We start from the raw sequence: 17,392 nt of genomic DNA, 5'->3' as shown, positions 1-17,392 counted from the left end.
CTCCCATATTAAAAGAACTTTGCAATATCCTCAACAGCTCTTCTTTTAGGTCTGGCAGGGGCTTCTGCAGGATAGCCAACGGCTATAACCGATACTACGATCTCGCTTTCAGGTATTTCAAGCACCTCACGGAGCTTTTCTCCGTCCCTGATGCCCATTACAAGCGAGCCTAAGCCAAGCTCAGCCGCTTTGAGAAGAAGTATCTCATTGTGCAGACCAAGATCGTAAAAACCCCAGCCATTGCCGACTTCATTATCAGGATCACCCTCTTTGTCAAAACCTGCTCTTGTATGTACAAAAGTCGTTACAAGAAGTGCCGCATTTTCAGACCTTTCTCTGTTAAATCCAGGCAAGCACTCCTCTCTTACCCTCTTTGTCATCTCGTCGCTTAGAACGCAGTAATACCTTGCAGTTTCAGAGTTTTTCCACGATGGTGCTTCTGTTGCAGCAGCTATGAGCGTTTCTATCTGCTCTTTTGTTACCTTTTTACTGCCGTCATATTTTCTTATGCTTCTTCTGCTTTCAATAAGCTTCTGAAATTCCATTTATATCTCTCCTTGTCAAAATGTGAGGCTCACGCCTATTTCAGATACAATTATAACATATCACTTCCACCATTTCAAGTAGCAAAAGCCCTTGAAATGTTCATATTATTGTGATACAATAACGTAAAGACAATATGGGGGTGCAGACTATGAGCTTTGTAAAATTCAAGAACGTTTATAAAAGATATAAAATGGGCGAGATAACCATAAATGCCGCAGACGGTGTTTCATTTGAGATAGAAAAAGGCGAATTTGCTGTTATAGTAGGCGCAAGCGGTGCAGGAAAAACTACTATACTTAATATGCTCGGCGGCATGGATACCTGCGACGAGGGCAAGATCCTTGTTGACGGCAAGGACATTGCCACTTTTAATAAAAAGCAGCTCACAACTTACCGCAGATATGACATAGGCTTTGTTTTTCAATTCTATAACCTTGTGAATAATCTTACTGCCAAGGAAAATGTAGAGCTTGCCACACAGATATGCGCACATGCCTCAAAGCCTGAAGAAGTGCTGAAAAAAGTGGGACTTGAGGACAGAATGAACAACTTTCCCTCCCAACTTTCAGGCGGCGAGCAGCAGCGTGTTTCTATCGCACGAGCATTGGCGAAAAATCCTAAGCTTCTTCTTTGCGACGAACCAACGGGCGCTCTTGATTACAACACAGGTAAAAATATCCTCAGACTTTTGCAGGATACCTGCCGAAATGACGGTGTGACAGTTATAGTCATAACCCACAACTCCGCTATCGCACCAATGGCTGACAGAGTTATAACCGTCAAAAACAGCAAGGTAGACAAAGTTGAGATAAACAAAGACCCTGTTGACGTTTCTACTATCGAATGGTAACGGAGAAATATATGAAACTTCTTTCGCCGATACAGTATGAATATGGCAATCTGAAAATAGGCGGAGGCGGCTTTGTGACAGGTATCACTTTCCACCCCACCGACAGCAAAACGCTGTATATCCGCACTGACATAGGCGGTATCTACCGCTATGACTTTGACAAAAGCACATGGGTCTATCTGGCAGACAAAGTTACCGCAGACGACCCTGCACAAACCTATCCCCTTGCAATAGCCCTTGTCGAAAACGACCCAAATAAGCTGTTTTTCACCTGCGGAGATAAACGCTCAAATTATATCTGCATATCTGATGATAAGGGAGAAAATATAATACAAAAGGCACTGCCATGTAGCGTTCACGGAAACGAAGTTGGCAGAGCCACAGGTGACAGACTTATTTACAAAAACGGCAGGCTGTATTTCGGCTCTCAGACCGCAGGAATTATCTATTCTGAGGATATGGGCGAAAGCTGGCAAAGCATAGACCTGTTTGGTGAGAAAAACATCTCGCTTATATGGACAGACAGTGAGGGCAAACTTTTTATCGCAGGCTGTTCAGGTGAAGCAAACTCCCCTGACGGTGTAACAAGAGGTCACACTCTGTATTGCTCCACAGACGGCTTGAAAAGCTTCGTTCCCCTCACCGCCCCCGACCCTGTGAAATATGAAAACTCCTCCTATTATGGCTTCGTGCCACAGCGTATCACCAGCGACAGCAGATATATATACATCACTTTTGCTTCAAGCGGAGAAGTATTCTACGGTGGCATGGGTGCTTATGCCTGCGACACAGGCTCGCTTTCAGGCGGCAAGGTATACAGATACCGCATCGAAAATGGAGTAACTGTTTTTGACAAAGACATAACTCCCAAGGACCATATCCCATGCGGCTACAGCGGAATATGTTCCAACGGCAAAATGCTTTTGCTATCAACTGTCTGCCGAAAAAATGGCGGAGATATAATCTATACAAGCACCGACAGCGGTGAAAGCTGGAAGATAATAATGAACAGGCTTGAATATAGCCGCTTCGATTGGAATATCCCATACATGAAACCACGATACAACGGCGGCGGAAACTGTGTCCACTGGATAAGCGACATAAAGCTTTCACCTTTTGACAGCGACACAGCCTTATTCAACACAGGAACAGGTCTGTTCATGATAACAGGTCTTGCAAGCGGAGATGTGCTTGTCAAACCATTCTGCGAGGGCATCGAGGAAACCGTTCACCTTAATGTATACACCACTCCCCATGGCAGGAATCGCATTATAGATATCATTGGCGACCTTGGCGGCTTTGCCTTTGAAGATTATGACAGTGAGTGCGAAAATTCCTTTGCAAACGAAAATGGCGACCGCTACATCACCTGCCTTAATGCTGATCTCACCCTCAGCGACCCCGAATACATCGTCGCAACTCCCCGTGGCAACTGGACGGGCAAAACAAAAGGAGGTCTGATCTTATCCAAAGATTGCGGTTCAACGTGGGAAAGACTTCCCATGCCCCATGGGCTTTCTGAGTCTATAGACAAAAAGCTTGACAACATCGAAAAGCCTAATGTAGACTCAGGTTGGACAGCGATATCTGCCGACGGCAAACGCATAATGTGGGCTGTTGCAGGCGGCAAAGGCTTTTCTAACAAGGCTGTCTGCTATACTGACGATGAGGGCGAAAGCTGGCAGAAGTCCGTTTTTATGGACTGTAAAGGAAACTCAGCAGATGAACACAACGTAAAAATTTTCTCGGACTATTACAACAGCGATCTTTTCTTCGCCATAGCAGAAAGAGAAAATCTGGGGCTTTACATCAGCCGTGACAAAGGTGCAACTTTCAGAGAAGTGTCCATAAAAACGGACATAAAGTGTCCACGATACGCTCACTATCAGCTTTCAAGACAGCCAGATAAAAGCGGAGTATTCTGGCTTGCAAACGGCATAAAGGGACTTTACCGCTTCGAGATAAAGAGTGACAGCGTGGGTATAAGTGATATTCTCCATGAGGACAGGATTAATTGCATAGGCTTTGGAAAAGGGCTTGAAGAAACTCCTGCAATGTATGTCACAGGAAATATCAGTGGCGAATACGGCTTTTATATTTCTGATGATCTGGGCGAAAGCTTCGCACGTATAAATACCGATAGACAGCAATACGGCGTTATACACTCAATATGTGGAGATATGCGAGAACACGGCGTTTTCTGCCTTGCCACAGGCTCTCACGGACTTATGTTCGGCAGACAAAAAAACCTTGCAAAGCCGTGAAAAATGTGGTATAATCAAAGTAACATAATTGAAAGGAAGTTCAATATGACCTACAAGGAAGAATTTATAAAATTTATGGTAGACAGCGGAGTTCTCACATTTGGCGACTTCACACTCAAGAGTGGAAGAAAAGCTCCGTATTTCATCAACTGCGGAAACTATAAAACAGGCGAACAGCTTGCAAAGCTGGGCAGCTTTTACGCTGATTGCATAGCTGACAACAAAATACCTGTTGAAACACTTTTCGGACCTGCATATAAGGGTATCCCTCTTGCTGTTTCAGCCGTTATCGCGCTTGCAACAAAGTATGGCATTGACGTTTCTTACTGCTTTGACAGAAAGGAAGCTAAGGATCACGGCGAGGGCGGAATGTTCGTTGGAAAGAAGCTTGCAGACGGAGAAAAGGTAATAATCATCGACGATGTTATGACATCTGGCAAGGCTCTCAGAGAGTCAATGCCAAAGCTCAAAAGTGCCGCAGACGTAAACGTAACAGGCATGGTGATAACAGTTGACAGAATGGAAAAGGCTCTTGACACCGACCTTTCAGCTGTTGAACAGGCTTATAAAGACTTTGGCGTAAAGGTATACTCTATCGTAAACATCAACGATATCATCAAGGCTATTCAGGACGGTGTTGTTGAGGGCAAAGAGTATCTTGACAAAATGCTGGAATACCGTGCAGCATACGGAGTTGACCACGAATAATAATCCTGCTTTGAGGAAAATTTAAGGTTATTTTAAAGTTACAAATTGAAATAATTTGTAACAGTATTGTAGTGAAATGTAACTTGTCTGTTCTTGAAGTTACAGCCCCTAAAGGCTATAATATGTAATGTAGAACAGAGAAAGAAAAAGAATGTAAACACTAAGATTAAACTCTTAGCTCGTTTCATCCTCTCCAAAATTTTTACACAAGCAAAGGGCAGCCAATGGGTTGCCTTTTTGTTTTGTCGAAACGAGCAGGATAAATGTAAAAAAAGTGTTAAGTGCTTGACAAGTGACGTATATAATGGTATAATAATAAAGCTGATTTGTTCAGCATATTGATAAATACTACATAGAACTACTGTCTAAACTGAAATGATGGGCTTCTATGAGTCATAATTTTAGTTTGGAAGGAGGAAGTCAAATGAGAGAAGGAATTCACCCAAAGTATGAGGAAACAACAATTACTTGCGCTTGCGGTAATGTTATCCATACTCGTTCTACAAAGAAGGATATCAAGGTTGAAATTTGTTCTAAGTGCCACCCATTCTACACAGGTAAGCAGAAGCTCGTAGATACAGGCGGACGTGTTGACAGATTCAAGAAGAGATTTAATCTTGACTAATTTTCAAAGGGAACGGATAATTCCGTTCCTTTTTTCTTTTATATGAGGAAACCAAATGGGATATACAACAATCTATGAGGAAGCTCAGGCGAGCTTTACGGAGAAAAAGTCCGAATTTATCGGGCATATCGCACCTGTCAGCACCGCTGATGAGGCTGTCGCATTTATAAACAGGATAAAAGCCGAAAACCGCAAGGCTAGGCACAACGTCTATGCCTATGTGTTGAGAGAGGGTAACGTTTCACGATACAGCGACGACGGCGAGCCACAGGGTACAGGCGGAGTGCCAGTGCTTGATGTAATAAACAAATCTGGGCTTACAGACGTTTGTGTGGTGGTGACACGATATTTCGGTGGAATACTTTTGGGGGCAAGCGGTCTTACAAGAGCCTATTCTCAGGGTTGTTCAATGGCGGTGAACGCTGCAAGAAAAATGAAAATGTGTGAGTGTTCAAGAATATCCTTTTCCTGCGACTATACACTTTATGGCAAGGTCAGCTATGCGTTGCCTGAATATGGCGTGATAATGGAAAAAGAGGACTTTGCCGATTCTGTAGATCTTGCGTTTCTTGTGAAGTCTGAATTATCAGACAAGCTGAAAAAACAGCTTACGGATATATCCTGCGGCAAGCTTGAATTGTCAGAAGAAACAAATCTTCTTGCTGATTTTGCATGAAATTTGTGCGATTATACAAAAACATTCAGCCTTTATGTAAAAATAAAGGCTTTTTTGAACTATTATAGTATATATTATATAGAGTTAGTATGTTTTATATACTGTAAGGGGGAATTTTTGTGCTGCCGAGAGAACAAACCGAGTTGTTTGAAAAACAATTTCTGAGCGAAAACGCCTGCTTGTCTGTTGATTCAAAAGGGCGTAAAGATCCTTGCGAACCTTGTCCGCTGAGGACGTGTTTCCAGCGTGACCGTGACAGGATACTTCACTGCAACTCTTTCAGACGGCTGAAGCATAAAACTCAGGTCTATCTGTCCCCTGCAGGCGACCATTATAGAACACGACTTACTCATACCCTTGAGGTAAGTCAGATCGCACGGACTATCTCACGGGCTTTGCGGCTCAACGAAGATCTCACCGAAGCTATCGCACTGGGTCATGACCTTGGTCATACGCCTTTTGGTCATGCAGGAGAAAGGGCTCTCAACGAGCTTAGCCCTGACGGCTTTCACCACTATGAGCAAAGCCTGCGTGTAGTGGATATTTTGGAAAAAGACGGCAAGGGTCTTGACCTCACAGAAGAAGTCCGTGACGGAATATTAAAGCACACTAACATGATAGCCGACACGAAAGAGGGCTATGTTGTGCGATTTGCAGACGTTATCGCCTATATAAATCACGATATCGACGATTCCGTTCGTGCAGGCATTATGACCGAGGAGGATATCCCGAAAAATATCACAAAGGTTCTTGGCGGATCCAAGTCTGAGAGGATAACCACTCTTGTGACCTCGCTTATCAAGGGCGGAGCAGAAAGCCTGCATATGGACAACGAAGTGAGTGACGCCTACACTGCACTGCATAGATTTATGTTTGACTTTGTATACACAAATCCAAAGTGCAAATCAGAAGAAGTCAAGGCTAAAGACATGATAGCAAAGCTCTATGACTACTATGTTCATCATATCGAAAAGCTGCCTGCCTTTTATATGAATCTCGCCTATCAGTTCGGAATTGACCGTGCTATCTGCGATTACATATCAGGCATGACAGACGGATTTGCCATTGAGACCTTTAAAAATCTGTTTATCCCATTGGGGTGGACAAAGTATTAGCGCATACCCAAGGAGGAAGAAATTTGCCGCTGCCTATAGATTTTATAGAAAGACTTAAAGCTGCCAACCCTATCGCAGAGGTCATGAGCAGCTACGTCACCCTCAAAAGAACAGGCAGAGATTATGTTTGCCTCTGCCCTTTTCACAACGAAAAAACCCCGTCCTGCCATATTCACCCTGACAAAGAGTATTTTCACTGCTTTGGCTGCGGAGCAGGCGGAGATGTTATCACTTTTACAATGAAGTACAATAATCTGGACTATTGGGAAGCTGTCAAGCTCCTTGCAGAACGTGGCGGAGTGCCGCTTCCGGAGGATAACGGCTATGACAGCAAGCGCACCGATACCAGAAAGCGCTTCTATGAAATGAATAAAACAGCCGCAAGGTTTTTCTATCATCAGCTAAAGACACCACAGGGCAAGGAATGTCTTGACTATCTTATAAACAAACGTAAGCTCAGTATTGAAACCATAAAGAAATATGGAATGGGCTTTGCTCCAAACAGTTGGTCTGCCTTGAAAAGCTATATGCTCTCTGAGGGCTTCACCGAGGAAGAATTGGAGCAAGGCTCGCTTATCTCACGTTCACAGAAGAATACCCGAAATACGTTCGATTTCTTCGTAAATCGTGCAATGTTCCCTTTTATCGACCTTGCAGGTCATATAGTGGGCTTTGGCGGAAGAGCGCTCACAACTGACGATAAGAGAAAATACCTTAACTCAAAAGATACCCTTGTGTATTCAAAAAACAGATTTCTTTTCTCCATGAACTTCGCCAAAAACGCCGCAGTGAAAGATAAGACCATTCTTCTGTGCGAGGGTAATCTTGACGTTATTTCCCTTAATCAGGCAGGCTTTGAGAATGCCGTAGCTTCCTGCGGAACTGCGCTCACCCCTGAGCAGGCGAAGATAATATCCAACTATGCAGACAACGTTGTCATATGCTATGACGCAGATGGCGCAGGTCAGAAAGCCACAACGAGAGCAATAAAAATTCTAGGTGAAACTGGCCTCAAGACCACCGTTATAAAAATGAACGGTGCAAAAGACCCTGATGAGTACATAAACAAATTCGGAGCAGACCACTTTCGCCATTTGCTGAAAAAATCAGACGGTGCAATAGAGTTTGAGTTAGAAAAATGCAAAGACGGCATTGATATGGACACTGATATAGGCAGGATAGATTATCTCAAAAAAGCCTATAAAGTCCTTGCAGATATAAGCTCCCCTACTGAGCGTGAGATATACGCAAAAAAGGTGGCGGCTGAACAGAATGTGAGCATCACAACTGTCAATGCAGAACTTAATGCTATACTTAAAAACCGTCGCTATCAGTATAGCAAAAAGGAATGGACTCGCACTATAACCTTCGCTGACAAGCGTGACACCATAAACCCCGAAGCCAATGAACACAGACGAGAATCCGCCGCCGAAGCGGGTATCATATATTATCTCTACAATAATCATGACGCCTGCGGAGATGTTCTCAAAAGGCTTCCGCCCGACAAATTCGTTACCAGCTTCAATAGGCGTGTTTACGAAAGCCTGACGAGCAAGATAACCGATTTGCAGGATTGCTCTGTATCATCTTTTAATGGTGAATTTTCACCCGAGGAAGTGGGTAAGATAACGGAGATACTGGAAAAATACAGCGAACTGGGCATTGACGCCAAGGTCGCTGAGGATTATATAAATGTGCTTTTAAACTACAAGCCGAAGGAGAAACAGGAGAATATATCCGACGATGACTTCTTCAAAAAGTATGAAGAAATGCGCAAAAAGAATTAGCAAAGATCAACCGATGTAAAAATTGAGATTGGAGTGTTTGAAATGACAGACAAGAAACAGATACTTGATAACCTTATGGAACACGGCAAAACTACAGGCAAGCTCACTACAAAAGAGATAACTGACGCTCTTGAAAAGCTCGACTATGACGTCGAGCAAATGGACAGCTTCTATGATAGCTGTGCCGCAAATAATATTGAGATAATTGATGATATCATCACCGACGACAGCCTTGACATGGTAAACCCAGAAGACGATCTGGATCAGGACGGCGTTGATATTTCCCTTTCAACTGACGGGATCGCTATCGACGACCCGGTTAAGATCTACCTTAAGGAAATAGGCAGAGTGCCGCTTCTTACCTCCGAGGAGGAGATACAGCTTGCAGAAAAGATGTCTAGCGGCAATGAAAAGGACGCTAAAAAAGCAAGAAAAAGACTGGCAGAAGCAAACCTCAGACTTGTTGTTTCTATCGCAAAGAAATATGTGGGCAGAGGAATGAGCTTCCTTGACCTTATCCAGGAAGGCAACATGGGTCTTATCAAAGCCGTTGAAAAATTCGACTATACAAAGGGCTTCAAATTCTCCACATATGCCACATGGTGGATAAGACAGGCTATAACAAGAGCGATTGCCGATCAGGCAAGAACTATCAGAATACCTGTACACATGGTAGAAACTATCACAAAGGTAAAGAAAGTATCCTCACAGCTTCTCCACAAGAACGGTCATGATCCGTCACCTGAGGAAATAGCAAAAGAGCTTGATATGAGCGTTGAAAGAGTAAGAGAGATAATGCGTATCGCTCAGGACCCTGTTTCTCTTGAAACACCTATCGGTGAGGAGGAGGACTCACATCTTGGCGACTTTATCCCTGATGATGACGCTCCGGCTCCGGCAGAAGCCGCTTCACTTGTGCTTCTTAAAGAGCAGATAAATCAGGTGCTTTCCACTCTTACAGAGAGAGAAGAGAAGGTGCTCAGACTGCGTTTTGGTCTTGAGGACGGACGTTCAAGAACTCTTGAAGAAGTAGGTCAGCAGTTCAACGTTACCCGTGAGAGAATACGTCAGATAGAGGCAAAGGCTCTCAGAAAGCTCCGTCACCCTAACAGGAGCAACAAGGTAAGAGATTATCTTGACTAAGTTTCGGAGGAAATAAATGTTTATAACACTTGAGGCGGATTACGCAGTAAGAATAGTATCCGTTCTATGCCGCGAAAAAGACAAAATGGACGCAAAGACCATTTCCAATGATGCCTGCGTTACACTTCGATTTGCGCTGAAGATACTGAGAAAGCTTGTTGCGGCTGACATAGTGAAGTCATATAAAGGCACGCAGGGGGGCTATATCATAAATAAAGACCCTGCACAGCTTACCTTGAAAGACGTTCTTGAAGCCATAGAGGGTACATATTATTTTTCAAGATGTCTTTCCCCAGACTGCACCTGCAACAGAGGTGCAGACGGTATCTGCTGTTATCAGAAAGCTTTTAACGAGATATCTGAAATGGTAAGGAACAAGCTTGACACATATACCTTTGCGGAGCTTATCGCAAATTCTGAGGAATTTAACCGAGAGGATACTGCTAATGAAACGCAGCAAGAAATTCAAGCTTGACAAGGAAGCTATAAACAAAATAGACAGCGAGTATGACGATCGTGACCTTTCAAACTACACAAACTACGAGGTCTGCGAGGAAGAAAAGCCGCGTCACAGATTTCTGAAAAAGCTCGTAAAACGGCTGATAATACTGTGTGCAGTTGTGCTTGTGATAAACATTGCGGTGCTTTTGTATACAGGCAGACTGTGGTTCAATGAGCCGAAAAAGCGTGACTATCCAATAAGAGGACCTGTTGTAACAGAGTCAATGGGCGAGATACGCTGGAAGAGTTTTGCTAAGCAGAATATCCAGACCGCCTATATAAGAGCCACCAAAGGCACTACCTTTGAGGACGGTGCGTTCCGTGACAACTGGAACGGCTCAAAGGACACTGATATATCAGTGGGAGCATACCATGTGCTTGAGCTTGATACTGACGGCACTAAGCAGGCAGAGCATTTCATAAATGCTGTGGGCGAGGATCTAAGCGGCAGGCTTATCCCTGCAGTGGAGGTAAGACTGAGAGGACTTTACAGACTTCTGCCCCCTGACTATTACGAAGCCGCAGATAACCTTGCAGACTTCTGCGGCAGGATAGAAAAGCAATACGGCGTAAGACCTGTCATATACTGCACAGAACGGACGTACAAAAACATCGTTGCTTCAGACAGCAGATTTAACAAGGACAAGATATGGTATGAGAGCCTGTTTTCAAGGCCTGACGAGGATATGGATTGGACGTTCTGGACTTATACCAACCGTGTAAAATTCTCATTCTATGAAAGCGGCGAATATCTCCACATGACGGTATTTAATGGCAGCGAAGATGATTTCAAAAAACTTATAATATGAAAAAGCGTGTATGTTTTTTTGCATACACGCTTTTTCTATCACATAAAATAAAAACAGGACAAACACTTTCATGTCCGTCCTGTCTGTTTCATAATATTACTACAAATATGTAATTACTTAGCTTCACCCTTGAGCTCTGCCATACAAGCTGCACAAATTGTCTTGCCCTTGTATTCAACGCACTCTTCACCGCTTCCGCAGAAGATACAAGTTCTCTGGAACTTCTTCAGAATGATCTTGTCATCATCTGTATAGATCTCGATAGCGTCCTTAACAGCAAGGTCGTAGGTTCTTCTGAGCTCGATAGGTAGAACTATTCTTCCAAGCTCGTCAACTTTTCTTACAATTCCTGTAGATTTCATAAAATCAATCCCCTTTAAATTAATTTGAAACACAAAAATAGTATTTCATTTAACATAAATCTTATGATAAACATATTATAACAAACATAATTACATTTGTCAAGCGTTATCACCAAAATTTCACACTTATTGTCAAAGTTTTTATATATTAACTTGATATGAATACTAGCTGAAAGGAGTGTTAATTATATTAAGCGTAATAATTGTGATATTGTCCCTATCCGCCTTGTTATGCGGTTTTCTTAAAGGCGACATGACTGCAGTATCAGTGGCTTCTCTTGAAGGATGTAACAAAGCGGTGGAGCTTGTCATATACCTGAGTGGCTCGATGTGTCTTTGGGGCGGACTTATGAAGATATGTGAAAAGGCTGGCATAACAGCGGTCATTGCCCGTATGCTATCCCCTGTCACTAGGCTACTATTCAGAGATGCCGCACACTGCCCCGAGGTCATGAATGCCGTGACAATGAACCTGACCGCAAACCTTTTAGGATTAGGCAATGCCGCCACACCCTCAGGCATAGCCACAGTGAAAGCCATGCAGAAGCTTCCGCCTGCGGCACGAAAGAAGTGCATTTCTATGCTTGTGGTGCTTAACACGGCTTCCATTCAGCTTATCCCCTCCACCATTGCGGCAATGCGCCTTGAACACGGTGCAGTATCCCCCTTTGACGTAACGCCTGCTATCATTTTCTCCTCCCTTATCTCCGTGACCGCAGGCTGTCTTATGGTCTATGCCCTCAACCTCAGAAAGGACGAACGCCATGAATTTCGGTGACATTTTCGTGCCTGCGCTTATGGTTTTTATACTTTGCTATGGGCTTGTGAAAAAGGTGGATATAGTGAATGTGTTCTGCGAGGGTGCGGCTGAAAACCTCAAAATCGCCTTGGGGCTGATACCAATGCTCATTCTGCTTATGACAGCAGTGGGAATGTTCACATCATCAGGTGCGGCTGATATTATAGCAAAACTTCTCCGACCTGTGACCACTTTTCTGGGCTTTCCAGAAGAGTGTATACCCCTTGCTATAGTCAGACCCATTTCAGGGAGCGGCGCACTCGCCTGCCTTGAAACCATTCTTTCAAGCGTTTCCCCTGACAGCTACAGCGGACGTGTAGCAAGCGTTTTAATGGGGTCAACGGAAACGACATTCTACACCATAGCAGTATATTTTTCAGCCATAAAGCAAAAAGCTTACCCCTCAGTATTTGCAGCGGCGTGCCTTTCAGACCTTATGGGATTTGTGTTCTCTGCACTTGCAGTAAGGCTGTTTTTCTCATAAAACTCAGGAATAAATTTCACATATCGGTACATAATAGACCTATCACAAATATACGGAGGTCTTACCAGTGAAAGATATGTTTTGTTTCCAGTGTCAGCAGACTGCACACAACACAGGCTGTGACGGAAAAGTAGGCGTATGCGGCAAAAAAGCCGACACAGCAGTTTATCAAGACGAGCTTATCGGTGCACTTATCGCCCTTGCAAATGCCGCAGAAAATGGCTCGTCAACTGAAAAAACAGATATGCTCATACTCAAAGGGCTTTTTACGACTATCACGAACGTGAACTTCAATAATGTCACCATAAAACAGCTCACAGAGGAGATACACATTGAGCGAAACCGCATCAACTCTCAGAAGTTTGATGACTACGACATGAAAAAACTGTGGAACGATCATGAGGATATCCGCTCACTGAAATCACTTATCCTCTTCGGAATAAAGGGTATGGCGGCGTATGCTTATCACGCACAGGCACTTGGCAAAACTGACAGCGAGGTGACAAGCTTTTTCTACAAGGCTCTGCGTGCCATAGGCAGTGAGAACGACCCTGAAAAGCTGTTGGGGCTGGTGCTTGAAACAGGCAATGTGAACCTGAAATGTATGGCACTTCTCGACGCTGCAAACACTGACGCATACGGCGACCCTGTCCCTACAGAAGTTCCACTGACCATTGAAAAAGGGCCTTTTATCGTCGTGAGCGGTCATGACCTGCACGATATGAAACTTCTCCTTGAGCAGACCAAAGACAAGGGCGTGAACATCTACACTCACAGTGAAATGCTCCCTGCCCATGGTTATCCAAAGCTCAAAGCCTATCCGCAGCTAAAAGGCAATTTCGGTACAGGCTGGCAAAATCAGCAGTCGGAATTTCACAATATCCCTGCACCGATACTTTTCACAACAAACTGCATAATGCCTGTCCGTCAAAGCTACTGCGACAGAGTTTTCACCACCTCTATCGTGTCATATCCTGAGCTTGTGCACATTGGCGACGACAAGGATTTTACGCCTGTTATAGAAAAAGCCATTGAGTGCGGCGGCTATGATGAGGACAGAGAAATGACAGGCATGAACGGCGGTCACACAGTAACAACAGGCTTTGCACACAACGCAGTGTTGTCAAATGCCGAAAAGATAATAAGCCTTGTGAAAGAGGGCAGGATAAAGAACTTCTTCCTCATAGGCGGCTGTGACGGTGCGTCACCGAGCAGAAGTTACTATTCCGACTTCGCAAGGCTCACACCGCCTGACAGCCTTATCCTCACTCTTGCCTGTGGAAAATACCGCATAAACGATATGGATCTTGGCACTATCGACGGCATACCAAGGATACTTGACTGCGGACAGTGCAATGACGCATACTCAGCCATAAAGATAGCCCTTGCACTTGCCGAGGCGTTCGACTGCGGCGTTAACGATCTGCCGCTGACACTTGTGCTTTCATGGTATGAGCAAAAGGCAGTGTGCATACTTCTCACCCTGCTTTCATTGGGCATAAAGAACATCTACCTCGGACCGACCCTCCCTGCATTCGTTTCAAAGGGCGTGCTTGACGTTTTGGTGGATAAGTTCCAGCTTACTCCTATCAGCACCCCTGAAGAAGATATAAAGAAAATACTTGGCTGATAAGCCGCAAACGCAGGAGCGTGATTTTTTACTTTCCTGCTGAGAGTGCTGAAAAACCGAGCAAGCGGGACGTCGAGGGCGCCGTCCCCTACAAATGACGTAACTATTTTATGTATGGGCGACCTTTGTGCCGCTCGCTAACTTTTGGCTTTTTAATAAATTGGCAGGAGCGTGGTAATACGTTCCTGCGTTTTTGTCGTAAAAAAATCTTCTTCATTTCTTGTATAGGAGAATAAAATATGGTATAATCATATTAAAGAAAAAATAAGAAATCGGAGGTACATAAAATGTCTGAAATAAAATGTCCCCACTGCGGAGAGGTATTCAAAGTTGATGAACAGGGCTATGCGGCTATCGTGGCTCAGGTAAAAACCGCTGAGTTTGATAAAGAGCTTGACAAGCGTGTGGCTGATGAAAAAGACAAGGCTTTGAAACTTGCCAAGCTTGATTTTGACAGCAAGTATACAAAGGCTGTCAATGATAAGGATATGGAGATACAAAAGCTGAAAGCGGCTGCGGCTAACGGTGAGAGTGAAAAGACACTTGCAGTCACAAAGGCTCAGGAAAGCACAAGAGCCGAGTATGAAAAAACGCTTGAACAGCTCAAAGAGCAGATAAGTCAAAACGAAAAGCTTATCGCACAGCTTACCGCTCAGACCAAATCTATGACCACAGAAAAAGAACTTGCCATATCAATGGCTGTGGAGAAAGCAAGATCGCAATTCAACAGCGAAAAAGATAAGCTCAGGCAGGAAATATCCCAACGTGATATGCAGATACAGCAACTCAATTCTGAGCATACTCTGCAAATGCAAAAGTCAGAAAATGAATATAAAGCGGAGATAACACGTCTTGAAACAGATATCAAAAATAAGGATACTGAAAAGGCTTTGGAGCTTACCACTGCACTTTCAAAAGTGGAAAGTGAGAAAAATTCCACTATTGCAGAGCTTAATGCACAGATAAAAAGCAAGGACGAAGCTATCGCATACTACAAAGACCTAAAAAGCCGTCTGTCTACAAAAATGGTGGGCGAGAGCCTTGAACAGCACTGCATGAACGAGTTCAACAAGATAAGAGCGACCGCATTCAGAAACGCTTATTTTGACAAGGATAACGACGCAAGTTCAGGAAGCAAAGGCGACTTTATCTACCGTGAATGTGATGAAAACGGTGTGGAAATAATATCCATAATGTTTGAAATGAAAAACGAGCAGGACACCACCTCCACCAAGAAAAAGAACGAGCATTTCTTCAAAGAGCTTGACAAGGACAGGCGTGAGAAAAAATGCGAATACGCTGTACTTGTTTCACTTTTGGAAAGCGACAGCGAGCTTTATAACGCAGGCATCACAGATGTTTCATATGCTTATGATAAAATGTATGTAGTCAGACCTCAGTGCTTTATACCGATAATCACCATACTGAGAAATGCCGCCATGAATACCCTTTCCTATAAGGAAGAGCTTGAAAAGGTGCGCAACGAGAATATCGACATCACAATGTTTGAGCAAAACATCAACACTTTCAAGGAGGGCTTTGCCCGAAACTATGAACTTGCAAGCAGACGTTTTGGCGAAGCTATCACAGAAATAGACAAGTCTATAGCACATCTCACAAAGATAAAAGAAAATCTTATTTCATCAGAAAACAATCTGCGCCTTGCAAACAAAAAGGCTGACGCTCTCACTATCAAGAGCCTTACCAAAAATAACCCTACCATGCAGAAAAAATTTGCCGAGCTTAAAGGAGAATAATTGCTGACATATGAAAGGAGTGGCAAAGCCATGAAAAAAAATATCAGAAAAGACATTTTCACAATTATCGCCGTGACTGTCGCCGCCTTTCTAATGGCGCTAAACACAAAGACCTTTGTAAACACAGGCGGTCTTTACCCAGGCGGAATGACAGGAATGTCCATACTCATACAGCGTGCAGTGAAACAGCTTGCAGGCATAATGCTTCCGTTCAGCATCATAAACATAACTCTGAACATAATCCCCGTGTATATCGGTTTCAGATTTATCGGCAAAAAATTCACTGCTTTTTCCTGCGTGATGATACTGCTCAACAGCTTTTTCACCGACCTTATCCCCAATCACATAATCACCCAGGACGTGCTTCTCATAAGCATCTTCGGAGGAATGATAAACGGCGTTGCCATTAGCCTCTGCCTTAATCGTGGCGCAACATCAGGTGGAACGGACTTTATATCCATTTATCTTTCAGAGAAAAGCAATATGGACACCTTCAATGTTATACTTGGCTTCAATGCGGTCATATTGTGCGTTGCAGGCTTTATGTTCGGCTGGGACAAAGCACTGTATTCTATCATCTTTCAATATGCTTCAACAACCGTTTTGCATATGCTCTACAAAAAATTCCAGCAAAGCACCTTGCTTATCGTAACAAACAAGCCCAAAGAGATAGCAGACGCTATTTATGCAGTGAGTCAGCATGGCGCGACCATACTTGACGGCGAGGGGTCTTATGAACACTGCGAAAGACAGATCGTCTATTCAGTAGTATCAGCGGCACAGACCAAAAAGATCATACACGCTGTAAAAGAAGCCGATCCGAAAGCCTTCATAAACGAAGTAAAAACACAAAAACTCTCAGGAAGATTTTATCTGCCAAAAGAGAGCTGATATAGAAGCGGACTGAAAAAAGGTCCGCTTTTTATTAAAAAAAATCTTGTTCAACCCTTGTACTTTGCGAAAAAATATGATATACTATTAATATATATAAAATCATCTGTATTTGTTTTGTTTTTTTCATTACATTTACAGAAATTATCGAAAGGGTGTGAACTATGCTTGACAGTATCGCTTATGTTATAAACGCTATTTGGGGCGTTTTTACATCAATAGGTCTTAATGACATTGTCGATATTGCTATCCTCTCCTTTCTGATATTCCACGGCATAAAGCTTATTCGCGAAACAAGGGCGCAGCAGCTCACAAAAGGTATCCTTATACTTATAGGTTGCTACCTGCTTGCAGTATTCTTTAATTTGCAAACTATCAGATTTTTGCTAAGGATCTGCTTCCAGTGGGGCTTCCTTGCTCTTATCATAATGTTTCAGCCTGAACT

At 43.5% G+C, this 17,392-nt stretch carries 17 protein-coding genes and 1 pseudogene; 16 read left to right on the top strand and 2 right to left on the bottom strand.

The genetic code is table 11. The annotated features are described in order from the left end of the window. Window positions 1–8: 8 nt before the first annotated feature. Entirely contained in the window at window positions 9–545 is a 537-nt protein-coding gene (locus tag QVO88_RS09730) for a nitroreductase family protein (RefSeq protein WP_022288286.1), read from the bottom strand. Between the two features lie 149 nt (window positions 546–694). Between QVO88_RS09730 and QVO88_RS09725 the strand changes: the two genes are divergently transcribed. From QVO88_RS09725 to QVO88_RS09680, 10 genes are all read left to right on the top strand, one after another. Continuing rightward, on the top strand, window positions 695–1,396 hold the full coding sequence (locus QVO88_RS09725; protein ID WP_022288285.1) for an ABC transporter ATP-binding protein: 702 nt from the start codon (window positions 695–697) through the stop codon (window positions 1,394–1,396). 11 nt (window positions 1,397–1,407) lie between these two features. Continuing rightward, window positions 1,408–3,660 (top strand): sialidase family protein, encoded by a 2,253-nt coding sequence (locus tag QVO88_RS09720; RefSeq protein WP_022288284.1) that lies wholly within the window; start codon window positions 1,408–1,410, stop codon window positions 3,658–3,660. Window positions 3,661–3,705: 45 nt separating this feature from the next. Next, window positions 3,706–4,368 carry an orotate phosphoribosyltransferase gene (gene pyrE, locus QVO88_RS09715; RefSeq protein WP_022288283.1) on the top strand — a complete coding sequence of 221 codons (663 nt, stop codon included), beginning with the start codon at window positions 3,706–3,708 and terminating at the stop codon, window positions 4,366–4,368. A 424-nt stretch (window positions 4,369–4,792) separates the two neighbouring features. Continuing rightward, window positions 4,793–4,993, top strand: a complete 201-nt coding sequence (gene rpmE, locus QVO88_RS09710; protein WP_022288282.1) for a 50S ribosomal protein L31 — start codon at window positions 4,793–4,795, stop codon at window positions 4,991–4,993. A gap of 55 nt (window positions 4,994–5,048) precedes the next feature. Continuing rightward, the gene (locus QVO88_RS09705) at window positions 5,049–5,669 is read left to right on the top strand and encodes a YigZ family protein (RefSeq protein ID WP_022288281.1); all 621 of its coding nucleotides are present in this window, start codon (window positions 5,049–5,051) and stop codon (window positions 5,667–5,669) included. Between the two features lie 119 nt (window positions 5,670–5,788). Beyond that, window positions 5,789–6,784 carry a deoxyguanosinetriphosphate triphosphohydrolase gene (locus QVO88_RS09700; RefSeq protein ID WP_022288280.1) on the top strand — a complete coding sequence of 332 codons (996 nt, stop codon included), beginning with the start codon at window positions 5,789–5,791 and terminating at the stop codon, window positions 6,782–6,784. Between the two features lie 23 nt (window positions 6,785–6,807). Beyond that, window positions 6,808–8,571: a DNA primase gene (gene dnaG, locus QVO88_RS09695; RefSeq protein ID WP_022288279.1), complete on the top strand. Its 1,764-nt coding sequence runs from the start codon at window positions 6,808–6,810 to the stop codon at window positions 8,569–8,571. 42 nt (window positions 8,572–8,613) lie between these two features. Further along, window positions 8,614–9,714, top strand: a complete 1,101-nt coding sequence (rpoD, locus tag QVO88_RS09690) for an RNA polymerase sigma factor RpoD (RefSeq protein WP_022288278.1) — start codon at window positions 8,614–8,616, stop codon at window positions 9,712–9,714. 16 nt (window positions 9,715–9,730) lie between these two features. Next, window positions 9,731–10,189, top strand: coding sequence for an Rrf2 family transcriptional regulator (locus QVO88_RS09685; protein ID WP_022288277.1), 459 nt, complete (start codon window positions 9,731–9,733; stop codon window positions 10,187–10,189). After that, window positions 10,161–11,024, top strand: a complete 864-nt coding sequence (locus QVO88_RS09680) for a glycoside hydrolase family 25 protein (RefSeq protein WP_022288276.1) — start codon at window positions 10,161–10,163, stop codon at window positions 11,022–11,024. Before QVO88_RS09685 ends, QVO88_RS09680 begins: the two co-directional genes overlap by 29 nt. A 113-nt stretch (window positions 11,025–11,137) precedes the next feature. Here the strand turns inward: QVO88_RS09680 and QVO88_RS09675 are convergent, their stop codons facing one another. Then, a complete protein-coding gene (locus QVO88_RS09675; RefSeq protein ID WP_022288275.1) occupies window positions 11,138–11,386 on the bottom strand; it encodes an AbrB/MazE/SpoVT family DNA-binding domain-containing protein in 249 nt (82 codons plus the stop codon). Window positions 11,387–11,639: 253 nt separating this feature from the next. On the opposite strand from QVO88_RS09675, the gene QVO88_RS09670 reads away from it, so the two are divergent. The 6 genes and pseudogenes from QVO88_RS09670 to QVO88_RS09645 all read left to right on the top strand — a co-directional run. After that, window positions 11,640–12,164: a nucleoside recognition domain-containing protein gene (locus QVO88_RS09670; RefSeq protein ID WP_117863266.1), complete on the top strand. Its 525-nt coding sequence runs from the start codon at window positions 11,640–11,642 to the stop codon at window positions 12,162–12,164. After that, window positions 12,151–12,669 (top strand): nucleoside recognition domain-containing protein, encoded by a 519-nt coding sequence (locus QVO88_RS09665; RefSeq protein WP_022288273.1) that lies wholly within the window; start codon window positions 12,151–12,153, stop codon window positions 12,667–12,669. Before QVO88_RS09670 ends, QVO88_RS09665 begins: the two co-directional genes overlap by 14 nt. A 67-nt stretch (window positions 12,670–12,736) precedes the next feature. Further along, window positions 12,737–14,299, top strand: a complete 1,563-nt coding sequence (hcp, locus tag QVO88_RS09660; RefSeq protein ID WP_022288272.1) for a hydroxylamine reductase — start codon at window positions 12,737–12,739, stop codon at window positions 14,297–14,299. Window positions 14,300–14,586: 287 nt separating this feature from the next. Continuing rightward, window positions 14,587–16,056, top strand: a complete 1,470-nt coding sequence (locus QVO88_RS09655) for a DUF2130 domain-containing protein (protein WP_022288271.1) — start codon at window positions 14,587–14,589, stop codon at window positions 16,054–16,056. Between the two features lie 30 nt (window positions 16,057–16,086). Further along, window positions 16,087–16,947: a YitT family protein gene (locus QVO88_RS09650; RefSeq protein ID WP_022288270.1), complete on the top strand. Its 861-nt coding sequence runs from the start codon at window positions 16,087–16,089 to the stop codon at window positions 16,945–16,947. A 164-nt stretch (window positions 16,948–17,111) separates the two neighbouring features. Next, window positions 17,112–17,392: pseudogene (locus tag QVO88_RS09645) on the top strand (TIGR00159 family protein); the annotation flags it as partial.

The organism is Ruminococcus sp. CAG:57, from assembly GCF_000435935.1.
Classification (GTDB): domain Bacteria; phylum Bacillota; class Clostridia; order Oscillospirales; family Ruminococcaceae; genus Hominimerdicola; species Hominimerdicola aceti.
This window is presented reverse-complemented; position numbering and strand designations above follow the sequence as displayed.